At 70.3% G+C, this 18,842-nt stretch carries 13 protein-coding genes and 2 pseudogenes; 3 read left to right on the top strand and 12 right to left on the bottom strand.

What is annotated here, in order from left to right; translation table 11 throughout:
• Window positions 1-31 precede the first annotated feature (31 nt).
• The 3 genes and pseudogenes from pgm to ABZ267_RS08960 all read right to left on the bottom strand — a co-directional run.
• Window positions 32-1,675 carry a phosphoglucomutase (alpha-D-glucose-1,6-bisphosphate-dependent) gene (gene pgm, locus ABZ267_RS08950; protein ID WP_356751865.1) on the bottom strand — a complete coding sequence of 548 codons (1,644 nt, stop codon included), beginning with the start codon at window positions 1,673-1,675 and terminating at the stop codon, window positions 32-34.
• A gap of 212 nt (window positions 1,676-1,887) precedes the next feature.
• The gene (locus tag ABZ267_RS08955) at window positions 1,888-2,955 is read right to left on the bottom strand and encodes a chitinase (RefSeq protein ID WP_356751867.1); all 1,068 of its coding nucleotides are present in this window, start codon (window positions 2,953-2,955) and stop codon (window positions 1,888-1,890) included.
• Between the two features lie 263 nt (window positions 2,956-3,218).
• Window positions 3,219-3,875: pseudogene (locus ABZ267_RS08960) on the bottom strand (3-hydroxybutyryl-CoA dehydrogenase); the annotation flags it as partial.
• Between ABZ267_RS08960 and ABZ267_RS08965 the strand changes: the two are divergent.
• Window positions 3,876-4,225: pseudogene (locus ABZ267_RS08965) on the top strand (short-chain fatty acyl-CoA regulator family protein); the annotation flags it as partial.
• A 7-nt stretch (window positions 4,226-4,232) separates the two neighbouring features.
• Here ABZ267_RS08965 and ABZ267_RS08970 read toward each other — a convergent pair.
• Window positions 4,233-5,312 (bottom strand): M23 family metallopeptidase, encoded by a 1,080-nt coding sequence (locus ABZ267_RS08970; RefSeq protein WP_356751869.1) that lies wholly within the window; start codon window positions 5,310-5,312, stop codon window positions 4,233-4,235.
• Window positions 5,313-5,603: 291 nt separating this feature from the next.
• On the bottom strand, window positions 5,604-6,059 hold the full coding sequence (locus tag ABZ267_RS08975; protein ID WP_356751871.1) for a hypothetical protein: 456 nt from the start codon (window positions 6,057-6,059) through the stop codon (window positions 5,604-5,606).
• A 231-nt stretch (window positions 6,060-6,290) separates the two neighbouring features.
• Here ABZ267_RS08975 and ABZ267_RS08980 point away from each other — a divergent pair, with 231 nt between their 5' ends.
• Window positions 6,291-7,265 carry a DUF3048 domain-containing protein gene (locus tag ABZ267_RS08980; RefSeq protein ID WP_356751873.1) on the top strand — a complete coding sequence of 325 codons (975 nt, stop codon included), beginning with the start codon at window positions 6,291-6,293 and terminating at the stop codon, window positions 7,263-7,265.
• 45 nt (window positions 7,266-7,310) lie between these two features.
• Here the strand turns inward: ABZ267_RS08980 and ABZ267_RS08985 are convergent, their stop codons facing one another.
• Window positions 7,311-9,044, bottom strand: coding sequence for a discoidin domain-containing protein (locus ABZ267_RS08985; protein WP_356751875.1), 1,734 nt, complete (start codon window positions 9,042-9,044; stop codon window positions 7,311-7,313).
• A gap of 354 nt (window positions 9,045-9,398) precedes the next feature.
• Here ABZ267_RS08985 and ABZ267_RS08990 point away from each other — a divergent pair, with 354 nt between their 5' ends.
• Window positions 9,399-11,591 carry a discoidin domain-containing protein gene (locus ABZ267_RS08990; protein ID WP_356751876.1) on the top strand — a complete coding sequence of 731 codons (2,193 nt, stop codon included), beginning with the start codon at window positions 9,399-9,401 and terminating at the stop codon, window positions 11,589-11,591.
• A 57-nt stretch (window positions 11,592-11,648) separates the two neighbouring features.
• Here ABZ267_RS08990 and ABZ267_RS08995 read toward each other — a convergent pair whose 3' ends face one another.
• From ABZ267_RS08995 to ABZ267_RS09020, 6 genes are all read right to left on the bottom strand, one after another.
• On the bottom strand, window positions 11,649-12,638 hold the full coding sequence (locus tag ABZ267_RS08995; protein WP_356751878.1) for a zinc-dependent alcohol dehydrogenase family protein: 990 nt from the start codon (window positions 12,636-12,638) through the stop codon (window positions 11,649-11,651).
• Window positions 12,635-13,525, bottom strand: a complete 891-nt coding sequence (locus ABZ267_RS09000) for a carbohydrate ABC transporter permease (protein WP_356751880.1) — start codon at window positions 13,523-13,525, stop codon at window positions 12,635-12,637. The genes ABZ267_RS08995 and ABZ267_RS09000 overlap by 4 nt, the downstream gene beginning before the upstream one ends.
• Entirely contained in the window at window positions 13,522-14,493 is a 972-nt protein-coding gene (locus tag ABZ267_RS09005; protein WP_356751882.1) for a sugar ABC transporter permease, read from the bottom strand. The genes ABZ267_RS09000 and ABZ267_RS09005 overlap by 4 nt, the downstream gene beginning before the upstream one ends.
• A complete protein-coding gene (locus ABZ267_RS09010; RefSeq protein WP_356751884.1) occupies window positions 14,490-15,860 on the bottom strand; it encodes a sugar ABC transporter substrate-binding protein in 1,371 nt (456 codons plus the stop codon). The genes ABZ267_RS09005 and ABZ267_RS09010 overlap by 4 nt, the downstream gene beginning before the upstream one ends.
• Window positions 15,861-16,044: 184 nt before the next feature.
• A complete protein-coding gene (locus ABZ267_RS09015; RefSeq protein ID WP_356751886.1) occupies window positions 16,045-16,806 on the bottom strand; it encodes a DeoR/GlpR family DNA-binding transcription regulator in 762 nt (253 codons plus the stop codon).
• 273 nt (window positions 16,807-17,079) lie between these two features.
• On the bottom strand, window positions 17,080-18,417 hold the full coding sequence (locus tag ABZ267_RS09020) for a radical SAM protein (RefSeq protein WP_356751888.1): 1,338 nt from the start codon (window positions 18,415-18,417) through the stop codon (window positions 17,080-17,082).
• Window positions 18,418-18,842: the final 425 nt, after the last annotated feature.

Raw genomic sequence — 18,842 nt, forward strand, 5'->3', positions numbered from 1 at the left:
GGGCCGGGCACGGCGGTGGCTCACCACCGGCTCAGGCGCTGCCCAGCGCCTCCGAGACCAGTGCGCGCGCCTCCTCCTGGACCCGGCCGAGGTGTTCGGGGCCCTGGAAGCTCTCCGCGTACACCTTGTAGACGTCCTCCGTGCCCGACGGACGGGCGGCGAACCAGGCGCTGTCGGTGCAGACCTTGAGGCCGCCGATCGCGGCTCCGTTGCCGGGTGCCTCGGTGAGGACGGCGGTGATGCGCTCGCCGGCCAGTGTGTCGGCCTTGACCTGCTGCGGGGAGAGCTTGGCCAGGACCGCCTTCTCCTCGCGGGTGGCGGGCGCGTCCACGCGGGCGTACGCCGGGTCGCCGAAGCGGGCGGTGAGCTGCGCGTACCGCTGGGACGGGGTGGAGCCGGTGACGGCGGTGATCTCGGAGGCGAGCAGGGCCAGCAGGATGCCGTCCTTGTCCGTGGTCCAGACCCGGCCGTCACGCCGCAGGAACGAGGCGCCGGCCGACTCCTCGCCGCCGAAGCCGAGGCTGCCGTCGTACAGACCGTCCACGAACCACTTGAACCCGACCGGCACCTCCACCAGCGTGCGGCCGAGGTCGTGCGCGACGCGGTCGATCATGGAGGAGGAGACCAGCGTCTTGCCGATGCCGGTCCCGGCGGGCCAGGCCTCGCGGTGGGTGTAGAGGTAGTCGATGGCGGTGGCCAGATAGTGGTTGGGGTTCATCAGGCCGCCGTCGGGCGTGACGATGCCGTGCCGGTCGGCGTCGGCGTCGTTGCCGGTGGAGATGGCGTACGCGTCGCGTTGCTGAATCAGCGAGGCCATGGCGTGCGGCGACGAGCAGTCCATCCGGATCTTGCCGTCCCAGTCCAGCGTCATGAACCGCCAGGTCGGGTCGGCGAGCGGGTTGACCACGGTGAGGTCGATCCGGTGCCGCTCCGCGATCCGTCCCCAGTACGCGACGGAGGCGCCGCCGAGCGGGTCGGCGCCGATCCGGATGCCCGCGTCCCGTACGGCGTCCAGATCCAGGACGGACGGCAGGTCGTCGACGTACGCGGTCAGGAAGTCGTGCCGGTGCGTGGTGTCGGCGGCCAGCGCGCGGGTGTACGGGATGCGGCGGACCTCACCGAGGCCCGCCTCGATCAAGGCGTTGGCCCGGTCCTGGATCCAGGACGTGGCATCCGACGCGGCCGGTCCGCCGTTCGGCGGGTTGTACTTGAAGCCGCCGTCGGCGGGCGGGTTGTGCGACGGCGTGACCACGATGCCGTCGGCCAGGTGCTCCGTGCGGCCCTGGTTGTACGTGAGGATCGCGTGCGAGACGGCGGGCGTCGGGGTGTAGCCGTCGTCGCTGTCGATGAGCGCGGTGACGCCGTTGGCGGCGAGCACCTCCAGCGCGGTGGTCCGGGCCGGCTCGGAGAGGGCGTGGGTGTCGGCGCCGAGGAAGAGCGGTCCGTCGGTGCCCTGGCGGGCGCGGTAGTCGCAAATCGCCTGGGTGGTGGCGGCGATGTGGTCGTCGTTGAACGCCGCCGCGAACGCGGAGCCGCGGTGGCCCGAGGTGCCGAAGGCGACCCGCTGGGCCGGGTCGGCCGGATCGGGGTGGAGGGTGTAATAGGCCGTCACCAGCCGTGCCACGTCGACCAGGTCTGCGGGCTGCGCCGGCTGCCCGGCCCGTGCGTGCGCCATCGGGTCTCCTCTTGCGTCTTCTTCGTCGGCGTCGGCCCTGGTGGACGGGCCGGCGTCCCGGTATGAGCGATTACTGCGATCCGTACCCGATTCTGTCCTGTTGCCCCGCTCGGCACGTGACGGGTTCGCGCCATCGCGACCCCGCGTCCCGACCGGGCAGCACCGAGCCCCCGGTCCGGGGCGCGGACCGGGGGCTCGGTGGGCTTCGAGGGTCAGCGGCCCTGGAGGCGCTTCACGTTGTCGCCGAAGGTCCAGCCCTTGGAGCCGTCCCAGTTCAGGGACCAGGTCATCAGGCCCTTCAGGGAGCCGTTGTAGTGGTTCCAGGCCTGCGAGACGAGCGACGGTGACATGTGGCCGCCGCCGGCACCGGGCTGTGCGGGCAGGCCCGGGACCTGCTTGTCGTACGGGACCTTGATGGTCGTGCCCTGGATGACGAGTCCTCGGTTCAGGCAGTCCGTCTGGGCCACGAAGCCGGCGACCGTACCGGCGGAGTACGAGTCGCCGGAGCAGCCGTACATGCTGCCGTTGTAGTACTGCATGTTCAGCCACCAGAGCCGGCCGTTGTCGGCGTACTTCTTGATGACCGGCAGGTACGCGCCCCAGATCGAGCCGTAGACCACGCTGCCGCCGGTGACGTACGCCGTCTCGGGGGCCATCGTGAGGCCGAAGTTCGACGGCATCGCGGCCAGCACGCCGTCGATGATGCGGATGAGGTTGGCCTGCGACGGAGAGAGCTGGCTGATATTGCCGGTGCCGACGAGCCCGGTCTCGATGTCGATGTCGATGCCGTCGAAGTTGTACTTCTTCAGGATCGGGACCACGGTCGCGACGAACCGGTCGGCGACCTTGCTGGAGCTGAGGTCGATCCCGGCGGTCGCGCCGCCGATCGACATGAGCAGCGTGAGTCCGGATGCCTTGGCCTGACACATCTCCGCCGGTGTGGCGACCTTGACGGTGTTGTCCATGCCGTCCTCCCACAGCACGGTGCCGTCGGAACGGATGACGGGGAAGGCCGCGTTGACGACGTTGTAGCCGTGCTGGGTGATACGGGAGTCCGTGATCGGGATCCAGCCGAGCGGCGGGTGGACGCCGTTGGCGGCGCCGTCCCAGTTCTCCCAGTACCCATGGAGCACCTTGCCGGCCGGCTTCGACTTGACCGCGCAAGTGTCGGCCGCGGCCTTCGGGGAGTCAGCGGTCTTCGGTGGTACGGCTCCGACCAGCATCGGTACGGCGAGCGCCGCGGCCAGGCCGAGGCCCAGCAGGCGTGCGGTACGGCCCATGATCCTTGAGGTCCTTCCTGCCCGGGTCGACCGCCGACGGCGCGAAGGGTTCGCTCCGACCCACCCAGTGTCGTGACCCTGCCAAAACCGTAGGGTGGTCCAGACCTTCGGTCAAGAGGTCTGGACCAGACGGCGCGGCAGCGAGCGCGGAAACACCACGGCGGGGGGGGAGGCAGCACAGTCAACTGCTCCGCACCCCGCTCGGCACCGGCCGCGGTCCCTCAACCGCGGCCTTGACCCACCGGACACCCCCTACGGGCCCCTCAGTCCCGGTCGTACGTGTGGAACCCGCGGCCGGTCTTCCGGCCGAGCAGCCCCGCCTCCACCATCCGCTGGAGCAGCGGCGGCGGGGCGTAGAGCGGTTCCTCGAACTCCTCGTAGAGCGATACGGCGATGGAGGCCACCGTGTCCAGGCCGATCAGGTCCGCCAGCTTCAGCGGGCCCATCGGGTGGGCGCAGCCCAGCTCCATTCCGGCGTCCACGTCGGCGGCGGTCGCGTAGCCGGATTCGGCCATCCGGATCGCGGAGAGGAGGTACGGGATCAGCAGCGCGTTCACGACGAAGCCGGAACGGTCCTGCGAGCGGACCACGGTCTTGCCGAGCACGTCGGTCACGAACGCCTCGGCCGCGGTGACCGTGGCGGGCGCGGTGTGCGGGGACGGGACGACCTCGACCAGCCGCAGCACGGGCACCGGGTTGAAGAAATGGAGGCCGAGCACGCGGTCGGCGCGGTGGGTGGCCATGCCGAGGCGCATGACCGGGATGGCGGAGGTGTCGGTCGCCAGGATCGCCGCCGGGTCCTCGTCGATCTTGTCGAGCGCGGTGAACACCTCCGACTTGGCCTCGGCGTTCTCCACGACGGCCTCGACCACGAGCCGGCGGTCGGCCAAGGCGTCCAGGTCGCCGGTGAAGACCAGCCGATGGCGACCCAGCTCGCGCTGCTCGGATACGGCGGAGAGATCGCGCGGCTGGCCTCCGAGGACTACGACGAGGGGTCGGCGGTCTGGCCGCTGGCCCGCATCGGGGTCGCCAACTACGTCGCGGGCGCGCTGATCCTCCCGTACCGCGCCTTCCACACGGCGGCGGAGGAGGTCCGGTACGACATCGAGCGGCTCACCGACCACTTCGGGGCGGGTGGGGCGAGCCGGGCAAGACGTTCGCGATCGGGCTCGGCTGCGAGATCCGGCACGCGGGGCGGCTCGTCCACTCCGACGGGCTCGACCTGGACAACGCCTCGGCGGCGACTCCGATCGGCATGGGCTGCCGGATTGCGGTGGTCAGCTCGTGCGGTTGTAGATGGCCGTGCCGGGGCAGGCCGTGACGCCGAGCCGGGTGCCGCAGCCGGAGTACTGGCCGGAACCGTTCCACCAGGCCCAGCCGCCGATCGTACGGCCGTTCAGCCAGGTGTACTGGCCGTTGTAGTTGGCGTCGTACGTGCGCAGGCTCCAGTGCACATGCGCACCGGTCGCGGAGCCGCCGGCACAGGTGTCGGTGCCGATGGTGCCGAGCAGCGCGCTCCGGGCGATCGATGTCCCGTTGTAGTAGGTGGTGTTCCGCATGTGGTAGTAGTCCGTGGAGAAGCCGCCCGGATGGATCACCCGGGTCCAGCCGCCTCCGGCACCGCACATCGAGGTCGCCGTGCCCTCACGTGACGACCGGACCAGTCCGCTCGCGTTGCCGCCGGCGAAGTCGAGGGCGCTCCAGTAGCCGGTGCCGCCGTCGTGGGCGTGCGGGCCACCGGTGAGGGTCATGTAGTGGTCGGGCATCCAGGGCAGCAGCAAGCCGCTGGTGTTGGCCAGGGCTCCGACCTGCGCCAGATCGGCCCTGCGCTCCGCGTACGCCGTCATGTTCCGCCGTTCCGCCTCGCCGACCAGCGGGGACCGGGCCACGTACGCGGCGAACTCGCCATCGCCCTCCAGGCCCGCGGTCCAGCGCCCGTTCTGCCGGTGCGCGATGTACAGCCAGCCCTCCGGCTCACCGTGGTGCGCGCGGGACGCCTCGACATAGGCGACGCCCCGGGCCCAGCCGTCCGCGGCGGTCCGTACGTCGACGACGACCTTGCGGCCTTCGTCGGCGAGCTCGGTGACGGCCGCCTCCGGGGTGAGGCCGCCGGCGTCGTGGGACCGTGCGAGGACGTCCGCGGAGACGGCGTCGACCAGGTTCCCGCGCTCGGCGCCGAGACGGTCCTCGACGGCGGCCGGCATCTTCACCACGACGTCGGCGGAGGAGGTCGTGGAGGCAGCCGCCGCGAGCGCTGCGGAGCCGCCGGAGGTCGCCGGCGCCGAAGGGGCGACGGCGAGCAGCCCGGTGACGGCGAGAGCGGCGACGGTGGTTCTTATGAGCAGTCGGGAGAACACGGGCGGTATTCCTTTCGCGTGGGGTGACGGCTGGAGCTGGCGCCGGACTCTTGACTTCTTCTGCACGGTTTGGCATTTCTTCCGCACGTTTTGGCGTGCACCTGTCAAAGATTGGCGCCCGAGTCAACGCGCGTCAACCATGGAGAACAGGCCACCAAGGGGCGATCCGGTCACGACAGTCGCGTCGGCCGCCGAACGGGCCCGGACAGGTCAGCCGGGACCCTACGCGACCCGCTCCGAGGCCGACGCGGTCCGCCGGCCCCGGAAGCGCTCAGCCAGCGGCCGCACCGCTCACCTGCCACCCGCTTCCGGCCGAGGCACCGCCGCGCCCCCGCCGTTGAAGGTCAGCCCGGAGATGTCGTGCCCCTGGATCACCTGGCCGTAATACGTCCCGCCGTTGGTGCTGTTGTTGACCGTGACGGTGGGCGCGGACGGCTGGTGAGGGGCCAGTTCGTCGAGCAGGCTCCGCAGCTCCCGCTCGGCCTCCGGGTTGTCGCGCAGGGCCCGGCGGAGCCTGACGCGCCACTCCGCGGCGATGTCCGCGGCACCGTCCTCGTCGCCGCTGCGGCGCGCCGCCATCAGCTCCGCGCGGGACTCCTCCAGCTCGGCGTCCACGTCCTCGCTGTCCTCGCCGCGCGCCAGGAACCGGGCCACCCGGCCGCGCACCTGGTTCCACGCCTCGGTCGCCATCAGCCCCACGAAGGCCGTCGCACCTGATGCCGCCAGCGCCGTCAACTCGGCTTCCACCGGATCCCCCTCCGCCTCACCCGTCACCGTACGGGCACGTAGCCCGTCGCTGGTGCAACCGTAGAGAGCGAACGGCCCCATCGGAAGCGGAATCGAAGGCACGGCACCGTGCAGTTCCAGCCATGTCGCCGCAACCGCGAACCGGCCGGAAGCGTGATGATGGAGGAAGGGCCCGACGCGGCAGCGCTCCGCCGGGACGGCCGGCCGGTGCCCGAAAGGACGGTCGCCGCCATGTCCGCACCCCTCCGAACGCCTGTACTCCCCCGGTCGAAGACCCCGGCCGCCGCGCTGATCATGGCGCTCCTCCTCATCCTCCTCGCGGCCGGCTGCACGGGCGGCGACGGTTCGGCGCCCGAGAGCCGGAGCAGCGGCCCGTCCGGTACAGGGACGGACGCGAAGGTGCTCGCGGTGAAGATCGACAACGTGGTGCCGGCCCGGCCGCAGACCGGTCTCCAGCAGGCGGACATCGTCTACGTCGAGCAGGTGGAGGCCGGGCTCAGCCGGCTCCTCGCGGTCTACTCCTCCGAGGTGCCGCCGGTGGTCGGGCCGGTCCGCAGCGCCCGGGAGACCGATCTGGAGCTGCTGCGCCAGTTCGACCGGCCGGTGCTCGCCTTCTCGGGCGCGCAGAGCAGGCTGCTGCCGGTGATCGAACGGGCGCCGCTCGACGCCGTACCGCCGTCGGCCGCACCCGGTGCGTACTTCCGGGGGTCCGAGCGGCCGGCGCCGCACAACCTCTACCTGCGGCCGGAACGGATTCCGTACAGCGCTTCGGGGACCGAGGCCGTGGAGGCGCTGGGGCTGCGGTTCGGGCCGGCGCCGTCCGGCGGGAGCGCCGAGGAGAGCCGTACGGTCCGGTTCCCGTCCGCGCGCACCACCTTCACCTGGTCCGCCGAGCGCGAGCGGTGGCTGGTCGCCATGGACGGCTCGCCGGCCCGTGGGGGCGAGGGTGAGCAGCTGGCGGCCGCCACGGTGATCGTGCAGGAGGCGACCGTACGTCCGTCGTCCTTCGGCGACCGGTCCGGGAACAACACGCCGTTCACCGAGACCGTGGGGTCGGGGACCGCGCAGGTGCTGCGGGACGGCACGGCGTACGAGGCCCGGTGGACGCGGTCCGCGGCGGACGCGGACACGCGGTTCACCACACCGGACGGCGAGCGGATCGACCTGGCCGAAGGACCGCTGTGGATCGTGTACGAAGCCCGCTGAGACTCCGGCGGAGGACGGACCGGGCCGTCCTCCGCCGGAGTGGTGCTACTGCCAGACCTTGATGTAGTCGACGCTCAGCTTCTGCGGGAAGCGGCTGGTGGTGTCCGGCGGACCCGGCCAGTCACCGCCGACCGCGTTGTTGAGGATCAGGAAGAAGTCGTGGTCGAACACCCACGGTCCACGGGTGCGCTCCAGCTCGTCCCGGTCGACCCGGAACGACACCTGGCCGTCGACCCGGAACGTCATGCCCGTGCTGTTCCAGTCCACCGAGAAGGTGTGGAAGTCGTCGGCGTAGTTCGCGCCGCCGGGCAGTGAGTGCGGGCCTCCGTAGCCGGCCGCGCCGTTGTAGGCGGGTGCGTGCAGCGTGGAGTAGGTGGTCTTCGGCTCCTTGCCGACGTGTTCCATGATGTCGATCTCACCGGTGTAGGGCCACGGACGCCCCTTGTCGAAGTAGTCCGCGCCCAGCATCCAGAACGCGGGCCAGAGCCCTTGCGTGCCGGAGACCTTGATGCGCGCCTCGACCCGGCCGTAGGTGAACTGGAACTTGCCGTAGGTGTTGAGCCGCGCCGAGGTGTACTGGCAGGTGGTGCTGCCACTCAACGGGTCGCGCGGGCAGGACGAGCCCGGCGTCGCCTCGCGGCGGGCCTCCAGGACGAGGTTGCCGTTGCCGTCCTGGGCGGCGTTCTTGTTGTCCGTGTAGTACTCCAGCTCGTTGTTGGGGCCGGTTCCGGTCTCCGGGACCCACTTGGCCGGATCGGGTGTGGCGCCGGCGGGGCCGTTGAACTCGTCGCTGAAGACCAGCCGGTCGTAGGTGGGCTCCGGCGGCACCGGCGGTGCGGGGATCGGCGCGCCGCCGGTGCCCCAGACCTGGAACTCCCAGAGCGAGTAGCCGTACTGGCCGCTGCGCTGGGTGGCGTACAGGCGTACGTGGCGGCCGGTGCCGGTGACGTTCAGGGTCTCCTTGAAGCCGGTGCCGGTGGTGGTCTGGTGGATCGTCCGCCAGTCGGCTCCGTTGTCGGAGACCTCGATGCGGTACGCGCGGGCGTACGCCGGGTCCCACTGGAGGATCACGCGGCGGATCTCGGCGCGGGCGCCGAGGTCGACCGCGATCCAGCCGGGGTCGGTCCAGCCGCCTTCGGGGCTGGTGGCCCAGCGGCTCGCCGGGTCACGGTCGAAGGCCTTGTCCGGGCCGCACTGCCAGCAGGTGCCGTCGTGCTGGGAGGTGGAGGCGGAGCCGGTCTTCCCGTACGAGAGCAGGACGTCGCCACCGGGATCGCTGCCGCCGGTGGTGGAGTAGACCTGGAACTCGTGGAGGGAGTAGCCCCACGGTGTGGCGCGCTGGGTACCGACGAGCCGGATGTAGCGGCCGGTTCCCGAGACGGTGAGCGTCTCGACACCGCCGGTGCCGGTGGTGGTGGAGTGGAGCGTCGTCCAGTCGGTGCCGTTGGCGGAGAGCTCGATCCGGTAGCCCTTGGCGTACGCGGCCTCCCAGTCCAGGACGACCTGTCCGACAGCCGTGCTCGTACCGAGGTCGATGCGGATCCATTGGCTGTCGCTGAACTCGCTGGACCAGCGGGTACCGCGGGTGCCGTCCACGGCGTTGGGAGCGGTGAACGGACCTTCGGCGCTGGAGGCGGTGGCCGGTCTGCCCTGCGAGACGAGGACGGGAGCGGCGACGGCCCGTTCCGGGGCGAGGGCCACCGAGAGGGTGAACAGGAGGGCCACCGCGGCCATGACGGCCAGGGCGCCTCGAAGCCGTGGTGTTCCACGGGCCTTCATGTGAACTCCTTGCTCTGTAGCGGGATGGAGGCCGAGAGAGCGCTCCCCGCAGTGGGGAGCGTGACGGGAGCGACGCCAACCGTCAAGGGGTTACGGGGCAGTTGACCCGGAGACCGAAGAGATCTCGTCCGACTTGTCCGGCCGGATCACCGCCAACTCCCTTTGTGCTTTCAGGAGATGAAACATCGAGCAGCTCTCGAGACCCATCTCGGCGACCCTGTGCACAACTCTTGACGTGGCCGAAACCCGGGAGAATCATTCGGCTACCGAGAGAGCGCTCTCTTTTCTTCGGAGGGAGCGCGTGCCACCCCCGCCTCCTGCCCCCGCACAGATGACACCTCAGGAGTTCAGGACATGTCTGTTGCCCTCGTCAGACCCTCGCGGCCCCCGGTGGCCGCACTCCACCGACGGCGCGGAATCGGCTTCGCGCTGGTGACCGCCCTGGTCGCGACCCTCCTCGGCGTGATGCAGACCGCTCCGGCGCAGGCCGCGCCCGTCCTGCTCTCCCAGGGCAGCCCGGCGACCGCCTCCAGCCAGGAGAACGGCGGTACGGCCGCCGGCAACGCGGTCGACGGCAACCCCGGCACCCGCTGGTCCAGCGCGTTCTCCGACCCGCAGTGGATACGGATCGACCTCGGCTCCCCGGCCGCTCTCAGCCGGGTCGAGCTCTCCTGGGAGACCGCGTACGCGAAGAGCTACCGCATCGAGACCTCCACCAACGGCACCACCTGGAGAGACGCGTACTCCACCACCACCGGCCAGGGCGGGAACGAGACGCTGACCGTCTCCGGCGAGGCCCGCTACGTACGCCTGACCGGCACCCAGCGCGCCACCGGATACGGCTACTCGCTCTGGGAGTTCAAGGTCTTCGGTACGCGCGACGGAGGCGGCGGACCGCAGATTCCCGGCGGCGGTGACCTCGGCCCGAACGTGCACGTCTTCGACCCGTCCACACCGAACATCCAGGGCAAGGTCGACGAGATCTTCCGGCAGCAGGAGTCCGCGCAGTTCGGCAACGGCCGGCACGCGCTGCTCTTCAAGCCCGGCACGTACGACAACATCAACGCGCAGATCGGGTTCTACACCCAGATCGCCGGCCTCGGCCTCAACCCGGGCGCCACCACCTTCAACGGCGATGTGACCGTGGACGCGGGCTGGTTCGACGGGAACGCCACGCAGAACTTCTGGCGCGCGGCGGAGAACCTCACCCTGAACCCGGTCAACGGCACCAACCGCTGGGCCGTCTCGCAGGCCGCGCCGTTCCGCCGGATGCACGTCAAGGGCGGGCTCAACCTCGCGCCCGACGGCTACGGCTGGGCCAGCGGCGGCTACATCGCCGACAGCAAGATCGACGGCACCGTGGGCCCGTACTCCCAGCAGCAGTGGTACACCCGCGACAGCTCGGTCGGCGGCTGGACCAACGCCGTCTGGAACATGACCTTCTCCGGTGTGCAGGGCGCGCCCGCGACCAGCTATCCGAACCCGCCGTACACCACGCTGGACACCACACCGATCTCGCGCGAGAAGCCGTTCCTCTACCTGGACGGCACCGAGTACAAGGTCTTCGCGCCGGCGAAGCGTGTCAACGCGCGCGGCGTCTCCTGGGGCAGCGGGAACCAGCCGGGTGAGTCCATTCCGCTGGACCGCTTCTACGTCGTCAAGCAGGGCGCCACCGCTGCCACGATCAACGCGGCGCTGGCCCAGGGCCTCAACCTGCTGTTCACGCCCGGGGTTTACCACATCGACCAGACGATCAACGTGAACCGCGCCGACACCGTCGTGCTGGGTCTCGGCCTCGCGACGATCATCCCGGACAACGGCGTGACCGCGATGAAGGTCGCCGATGTCGACGGCGTGAAGCTGGCCGGCTTCCTCATCGACGCCGGTCCGGTCAACTCGCCCACGCTGCTGGAGGTCGGCCCGCAGGGCGCCTTTGCCGACCACTCGGTCAACCCCACCACCGTGCAGGACGTGTTCATCCGCATCGGTGGCGCGGGCCCCGGCAAGGCGACCACCAGCCTGGTGGTCAACAGCGACGACGTCATCATCGACCACACCTGGATCTGGCGCGCGGACCACGGCGAGGGCTGGGGCTGGGAGACCAACCGGGCGGATTACGGAGTCCGGGTCAACGGCGACGACGTGCTGGCGACCGGACTGTTCGTCGAACACTTCAACAAGTACGACGTGGAGTGGTACGGCGAACGCGGCCGCACGATCTTCTTCCAGAACGAGAAGGCGTACGACGCCCCGAACCAGGCGGCCATCCAGAACGGCGCCACCAAGGGCTACGCGGCCTACCGGGTCGACGACTCGGTGAACCAGCACGAGGGCTGGGGCCTGGGCAGCTACTGCTACTACAACGTCGACCCGACGATCATCCAGGAGCACGGCTTCAAGGCACCGGTCAAGCCGGGCGTGAAGTTCCACAACCTGCTGGTGGTCTCGCTCGGCGGCAACGGGCAGTACCAGCACGTGATCAACAACATCGGCTCGCCCACCTCGGGAACGTCGACGATCCCTTCGACCGTCGTCAACTTCCCCTGATCCCGCCGACGCACGAGCGGCGAGCCCTCACCGGCTCGCCGCTCGACCGCGTTTTCGCTACGGCTGCACCACGATCTTCCGCCCCACGCCCGCCTTGAACTGGTCGATCGCCTCCGGGTACCGCTCCAGCGGCAGCCGGTCGCTGATGAAGACCGCCGGGTCCAGCACTCCGCTCGCGAAGAGCGCGGCGGCCCGCTCGTAGCTGTGCAGGACCGCCATCGAGCCGGTGATGGTGATCTCCTGGTTGTAGATCCGGTACGGCTCGATCACCGCGGTCGTGGCGTAGTCGGCCACCCCGAACTGAAGGAACGTACCGCCCTTGGCGACCCGGCCCAGGCCGTCCTGGATGGCTCCCGCGTTGCCGGTGGCGTCGATGACCACGTCCCAGCCGCCGGGCCGGTCCAGCTCCTCGGCTCGGGCGGCCGCGCCCGTGCAGCCGAGGAGCTTCGCGGTCTCCAGGCGCTGCGCGTTGATGTCCAGGACCTCCACCGAGGCGGCGCCGGTGCGCTTGGCCAGCTCCAGCATCATCAGGCCCATCGTCCCGGAGCCGTAGATGAGGACCTCGGCGCCCAGGTTGCCGTGCAGCACGTCGTAGCCGCGCACCGCGCAGGAGAGCGGCTCGATCAGGGCCGCGTCCCTTACGTCGATGTGCTCGGGCAGTCTGACGCAGTTGGCGACCGGGGCGACGGCGAACTCGGCCGCTCCGCCGGGGACGGTGACGCCGATCGCGGCCCAGTTGTCGCAGAGGTTGCCGCGGCCGGAGCGGCAGTAGCGGCACTCGTGGCAGTGCAGCGAGGGGTCGACGGCCACCTTGTCGCCGACGGCCAGCTCGGTGACGCCGGTGCCGACGGCGACGATCTCACCGGCGAACTCATGGCCCGGGACGATCGGCAGGGTCGGCGCGAACTCGCCCTGGAGGATGTGGAGATCGGTGCCGCAGAGCCCGCAGGACGCCACCTTCACGACCACGTCCCGCGGGCCGGGCGTGGGGTCGTCGACCGTGGTGACGGACACCTTGCCGGGGGCCTCGACGATGGCTGCCCTCATTTGACTGCTCCCAGTGAAAGGCCCTGGACGAGTTTGTCCTGGGCGGCGTAGCCGGCGATGAGCACCGGCAGGGACACGACCACGGACGCCGCGCACAGCTGGGCGAGGAAGAGGCCCTGGCTGGTGACGAAGGTGGTCAGGTGGACGGGCGCCGTCCCGGCGACCACGCCGGTCAGCACACGGGCGAACAACAGCTCGTTCCAGCTGAAGATGAAGCAGATCAGGGCCGTGGCGGCGATGCCGGGAGCGGCGACCGGAGCGACGACCCGGCCGAGGACCGTCGGCAGCCTCGCTCCGTCGACCTGGGCCGCCTCGATGATGGAGACGGGCACGTCGGCGAGGAAGGACTGCATCATCCACACCGCGATCGGCAGGTTCATCGAGGTGTAGAGCAGGACGAGCAGCCAGATGTTGTCCAGGAGCCCGGTGTTCTTCGCGAACAGGTAGATCGGCAGCAGACCGGCGACCACCGGCAGCATCTTGGTGGAGAGGAAGAAGAACATCACGTCGGTCCACTTGCGCACCCGCCGGATGGAGAGCGCGTAGGCGGCGGGCAGCGCCAGCAGGAGCACCAGCAGCGTGGAGAACAGCGACGCGGTGAGGGAGTTGACCAGCGGAGGCCAGGGGGTCGGGCCGCCTCCGCCGCCGAAGAAGGTCCGGTAGCCGTCGAGCGTCAACGCGGCTGCCAAGGAAGGCGGGTTGGTCGCCGCGTCGGCCTCCGAGTGGAAGGAGGTCAGCACCATCCACAGGGCCGGCAGGCAGAAGACCATGCCTACCGCCCAGGCGGTCAGGCCGAGTGCGGTGGAGCGCCTGCGGGCGCGGGCCGTCGGCGCGGTGGCTTTCGCGGTGGCTCGGGTGCGGTTCGGTGCTGCGGTCGAGGCGCTCATGCGCGGCTCGCCTCCTCACGGAAGAGGGAGGAGACCACCCGGAGCGCGAAGGTCGCGATGATCACGGTGCCGATCACCACGACCACGCCCACGGCGGACGCCAGTCCGTACTCATGGGCCCGGTAGAAGGTCTCGTAGACGGTGTACGGGAGGTTGGCGGTGCCGAGGCCGCCCGCGGTGATGGTGAACACGGCGTCGAAGTTCTGCACGATGTACACCGAGCCCAGCAGGACACCGAGTTCGAGGTAGCGGCGCAGGTGCGGCAGGGTCAGGAAGCGGAACATCTGCCAGGGTCCGGCGCCGTCGAGGCGGGCGGCCTCCATCATCTCGGCGGGTCGGCTCTGCAGTCCGGCCAGCAGGATCAGCATCATGAACGGCGTCCACTGCCAGACGAGGGCTGCGGCGACGGCCATCAGCGGCATCTCGGAGGTCCACTCCGGCTGAGCGGTGGACTCGATGCCGAAGAGGTTGCCGAACCAGGTCAGCACACCGTTGAACAGGCCGTATTCGGGGTTGTAGAGCGCGTGCTTCCACAGCAGCGCCGCCGAGACCGGCACGATGAGGAACGGCGTGATGAGGAGAGTGCGGACGAAGCCGCGGCCGAAGAAGGCGCGGTCCAGGAGCAGGGCGAAGGCGAGGCCGAGGACGACGCTGACGATCACGACCGTCGCGGTGAGCAGGACGGTGGTGAGGACCGATTCGCGCAGGGCCGGGTCGGTGAAGACGGAGCCGTAGTTGGCGAACCCGGTGAAGTGGCGCTGGTCCGGCTTGAGCGAGTTCCAGTCGAAGAAGGAGATCACCAGGGTTGCCACGAAAGGCAGTTGGGTGACCACGATCAGGAAGACGAGTGCGGGCAGGAGCGGTGCGCGGGTGGCCCAGGCCTTGGCTCTGCTGCCGGTGGGCCGCTGGCCGCCCGGTGCCGGTCGGGGTGGTGTCGGCCGCACGGCGGTGGTGGTGGTGGTGGTCATCGGTACTCCTCCGCGACCTTCTCGGCCAGCTTCTGGGAGGTGGCGAGTGCGGTGTCCACCGACTGGCGGCCCGCGATGGCGGCGCTGATCTCCTGCGCGACCTTGGTGCCGAGGTCGGTGAACTCCGGTACGCCGACGAACTGGATGCCCGCCGTGGGACGCGGCTGGGTGCCAGGGTTGTTCGGGTCGGCCTCGGAGATGGCCTGCTGGGTGACGTCGGCGAACGCCCCTGCTTCCTTGCGGTAGTCGGGGTGTGCGTAGGTGGACGCGCGTTTGCCCGCCGGGACGTTGGACCAGCCGCTGGTGGCGCCGACGAGCTCCTCGTACTCCTTGCCGGAGGCCCAGGAGATGAACTTCCAGGCGTCGTCGGCCTTCTTGGAGGCGTTCTGCATGCCCCAGGCCCAGGTGTAGAGCCAGCCGGAGCTCTCGGTCTGCTCGACGGGGGCCGGTACGTAGCCGATCTTGCCCTTGACCGGCGAGTTCTTGGCTTCCAGCGATCCGGCTCCGGCGGTGGCGTCGTACCACATGGCGGTCTTGCCCTGCGTCATGTTGTTGAGGCACTCGGCGTAGCCGGACTGCGGGGCGCCGAGCTCTCCGTGCTCGCGCACCAGGTCGACGTAGAACGTGGTCGCCTTCTTGAACTCCGGTGAGGTCAGCTGCGGTTGCCAGTCCTCGGTGAACCAGGTGCCGCCCATGGTGTTGACGACGGTGGTGAGCGGCGCGATGACCTCGCCCCAGCCGGGCAGGCCGCGCAGGCAGATGCCTTTCATCCCGCGCTGCGATCCGTCGGTCTTCGCGGCGAGTTCGGCCACCTCCTTCCAGGTCGGTTTGGCGGGCATGGTGAGCCCTTCCTTCTCGAAGACGTCCTTGCGGTACATCAGGAAGGAGGATTCGCCGTAGAACGGCTGGGCGTAGAGCTTGCCGTCCTTGTGGGTCAGCGACTCGCGCAGCGGCGGGAGAATGTCCTGCTGGTCGAAGTCCGGGTCGGCGTCGACGTATTGGTCGAGCGGGCGCAGCCAGCCGTTCTCGGCGAAGAACGGCAGCTCGAAGTTGGAGATGGTGGCGATGTCGTACTGGCCGGCCTGGTTGGAGTAGTCCTGGCTGATCTTGTCGCGGACGTCGTTCTCGGGCAGCACCGTGAAGTGGACGGTGATGCCGGTCTCCTTGGTGAAGTGCTCCTTGGTCAGCTTCTGCAGTTCGACCATCTGCGGGTTGTTCACCATCAGGACGTTGAGGGCGTCACCGCCCCCGAACGAGGTCCCGCCGGCGCCGGCGCAGCCGGTGGCGAGGAGGACGAGCGCCGCGGCGGCGGCGCCGGCGCGTGGCAGGCGGCGTGGGCCGTGTCGTCGGCGGGGCTGGTGGCGCATGGGGACTCCTGATCAGTCGTAGCGGCTCGGTGATCGGGTCGTACGGAGTGGGCCTGGGGGTGCGCGGTCCGTACGGGAGGGGCGGCGCGGGTCGTACGGGGGCAGGACGGGCCGCGCCCCGGCGGGGGGCGGGGCGCGGTGGTACGGGGGTGCGCGGCCGGTGAGCGGGACCGGGCGCGCGGGGTCAGACGCGGATGACCTGGGGGCCCAGGAGGGAGTAGCGCTGGGCCTCGGCCGAGGAGAGGCCCGCGTCGGTGACGATCGTCTCGAAGTCACCGACACCGGCGAACCGGCAGAAGCTCACCGCGCCGAACTTGGAGTGGATCCCGGCGAAGACCCGCCGCCGGGAGCTGCGCATGGCCTGGGCCTTGACCTCGCTGACGGCCGGGTCCGGCGTGGTGAGGCCGTACTCGCGGGAGATGCCGTTGGCACCGACGTACGCCAGGTCGATGACGAAGCCGGCGAGCATCTTGGAGGCCCAGTGGTCGACGGTGGCCATGGTGGATCCGCGCACCCGGCCGCCGAGCAGCAGGACGGATATCTTCTCGGCGTCCGCGAGGACGGTGGCGACGGCCAGGGACGCCGTGACCACGGTCAGCGGCCGGTCCCGGGGGAACGCCTCGGCGACTAGCTGAGGCGTGAACCCCTCGTCGACGAAGACGGTCTCGGCGTCACCGAGCAGATCGGCGGCGGCGGCCGCGATCCGGGACTTCTGCGGGACGTTACGGGTGGTGCGGACCGCGAGCGTGGTCTCGAAGCCCGCCGACTCCACCGGGTAGGCGCCGCCGTGGGTCCGGCGGACGAGACCGTGCTCCTCCAGTACGTGCAGATCGCGGCGGACGGTCTCCTTGGCCACCTTGAACAGCGCCGCGAGGGCGTTCACCTCGACCGATCCGTCCCGGCGGGCGGTGTCGAGAATTCCTCTGCGGCGTTCGTCGGTGTCCACGACACACATCCCTGGCTCTTGCGGTGGCACTTGTTCGGGCGGCGACCCGGTCCGTTCGGGCCCATGTGATGTTTCTACAAGCAGGTTCAGCCGCTCGACCAGGCTCTTCGCTGCATCCGCTCTGCCCGTTCGTGCCCGTTTCCTCAGGCGAACCGCCGCTGGTCACACCCGTACCACCGGGCTTTCCGGGCGCCGCCGGTGCCCGCTCCGCCGGGTTGAGTGCCCGATCCGTGCCCGATCGCGGGGAACGGTGTCCGTTCCCCGCGAAGAGCGTCAGGCGACGGGCTCCTCCTCCATGCCTTCGAGGCTGTCCATGAAGGAGCTCACCGAGAACACCGCGCGGCCGGGTCCGGCCGGGCCGTAGCCGGGCGGGGAGTTGAGGCCGAACTCCTCCAGCGTCGCCCGGTAGGCCTGGAGCAGGCGGATGTGGTACTCCAGCGGCGCGCCGAGCGGGTTGGCCTTGCCGAGCGGGGTGGTGGGCTCGGGGCACCAGGTGGTGAAGCGCGGCACGACCCCGTTCGACATGAAGTACCGCAGGCCCTCGGTGGTCGAGTCGATGGCCTCGCTCACCTTCGTGAAGCCGAAGGGCTCGGCCATCTCGATGCCCGCGACGAAGTTCGGGATGACGTTGCGCGGGCCGAAGACCTCGGCGGACTCCAGGATCCGGCGGTGCCACTCGTCGCGGCCGACGTAGCGCTCCTTGCCGGGGCAGTGCAGCTGGAAGAGCCGGCGGTCCCACACCTCGAAGTTGGGGTGGTAGATGCGGATGCCGTAGTCGTGGAAGCGCTGCACGTCCTCGCGCGGCAGCGCCTGGGCCACCACCTTGCCGGTCCAGCGGCCGGGGAAGCGCTCCTCGATGGCCTTGGCGTAGTGCCCGTAGAAGTCGGCCTCGTCGCGGCCGGCGACCTGGGAGGTGATCGAGCCGCCGGTGAGGGTGTAGGCGCGGGAGACGCCGGCGGTGTCGTACCGGTCGATGATCTCCAGGGCCTCCAGCACCTCCTCGACCGGCTTCACGCCGGTGTACGGGCGGCCGGCCGCCTTGTGCTGGCGCCAGTTGTGGTTGATGTCGCAGAACTGGCACTCCTCCTTGGCGCCGAAGTACTGGCACACCCGGAAGACCGTCAGATAGATGAGGTAGCCCCACTGGATGGTCGGCGCGACCTCCATCACGGACTTGCCGTTGGAGAGCTGGTGGCGGTAGTACTCCGGCATCGGCGGCAGCCCGACGTCCGCGATCCGCGCGCCGTCCAGGTAGAGGCCGAGCGTCCCGTCCTCGCCGCCGCGCACGACGTACGGGGAGTCGGGGTTGACGCGCACCGACACGACCGTGCGGCGCAGACCGTACGGGCCGCCGGTGAGGACGACCTCCTCGGGCGGCCGGTTGAGCGCGGCGGCGCCGAGCTCGGGCAGCGTGCGGTGGTCGAAGGAGAAGATGAAGTACGACTTCGGCTTCACGTCACCGGTGGCGCCGCCGATGGATCCGCTGAGCGCGGACTCGTCGAAGGCCATGCCGCCGCGCAGCAGGTCCTCCTTGATGACGGCTTCCCGGGGCACCTCGGGGAAACGCCCCATCAGGTCCTCGACCAGTGCCGTACGACTGCTGCTCGGCATGTACGCGAACCTCCGTAGTCACCCCACCGCAACGGCGCGCGCACGGGTGGGCAGGTCTTGTCCAGTCAGCTGGCAAGCCTACGCCAACGCCTTCGGCCACCTGCATTGACCAGCGGAAAACGGATCCCGGAGGCCCTTCGGCGCCGCCCCTGGGACAATGCGGGGAGAACGGGGCCGCCACGGCCCGGCCCCGACGAAGGCCCTGGCCGAACGCCCGACGGGCCGACCACCGGGGGCCGATCTGCCCGGCACACCGACCGCCTGGTAAGCCGGGACAACCTGGCTCTTCGTCCCGAGGCTGTCAGCGGGCGGAGGGCGGCGGCCAGGGGCCTCCGGGGCGGAACGGGACCCGGTCGGTCCTGGGGCAGGGCCGTTCGGACCCTGCTTCGTACGGCCTCTCCTCCGGGAGGCTGGAGCCGAGGAAG

It is taken from the genome of Streptomyces sp. NPDC006174, from assembly GCF_040614075.1.
GTDB lineage: Bacteria > Actinomycetota > Actinomycetes > Streptomycetales > Streptomycetaceae > Streptomyces.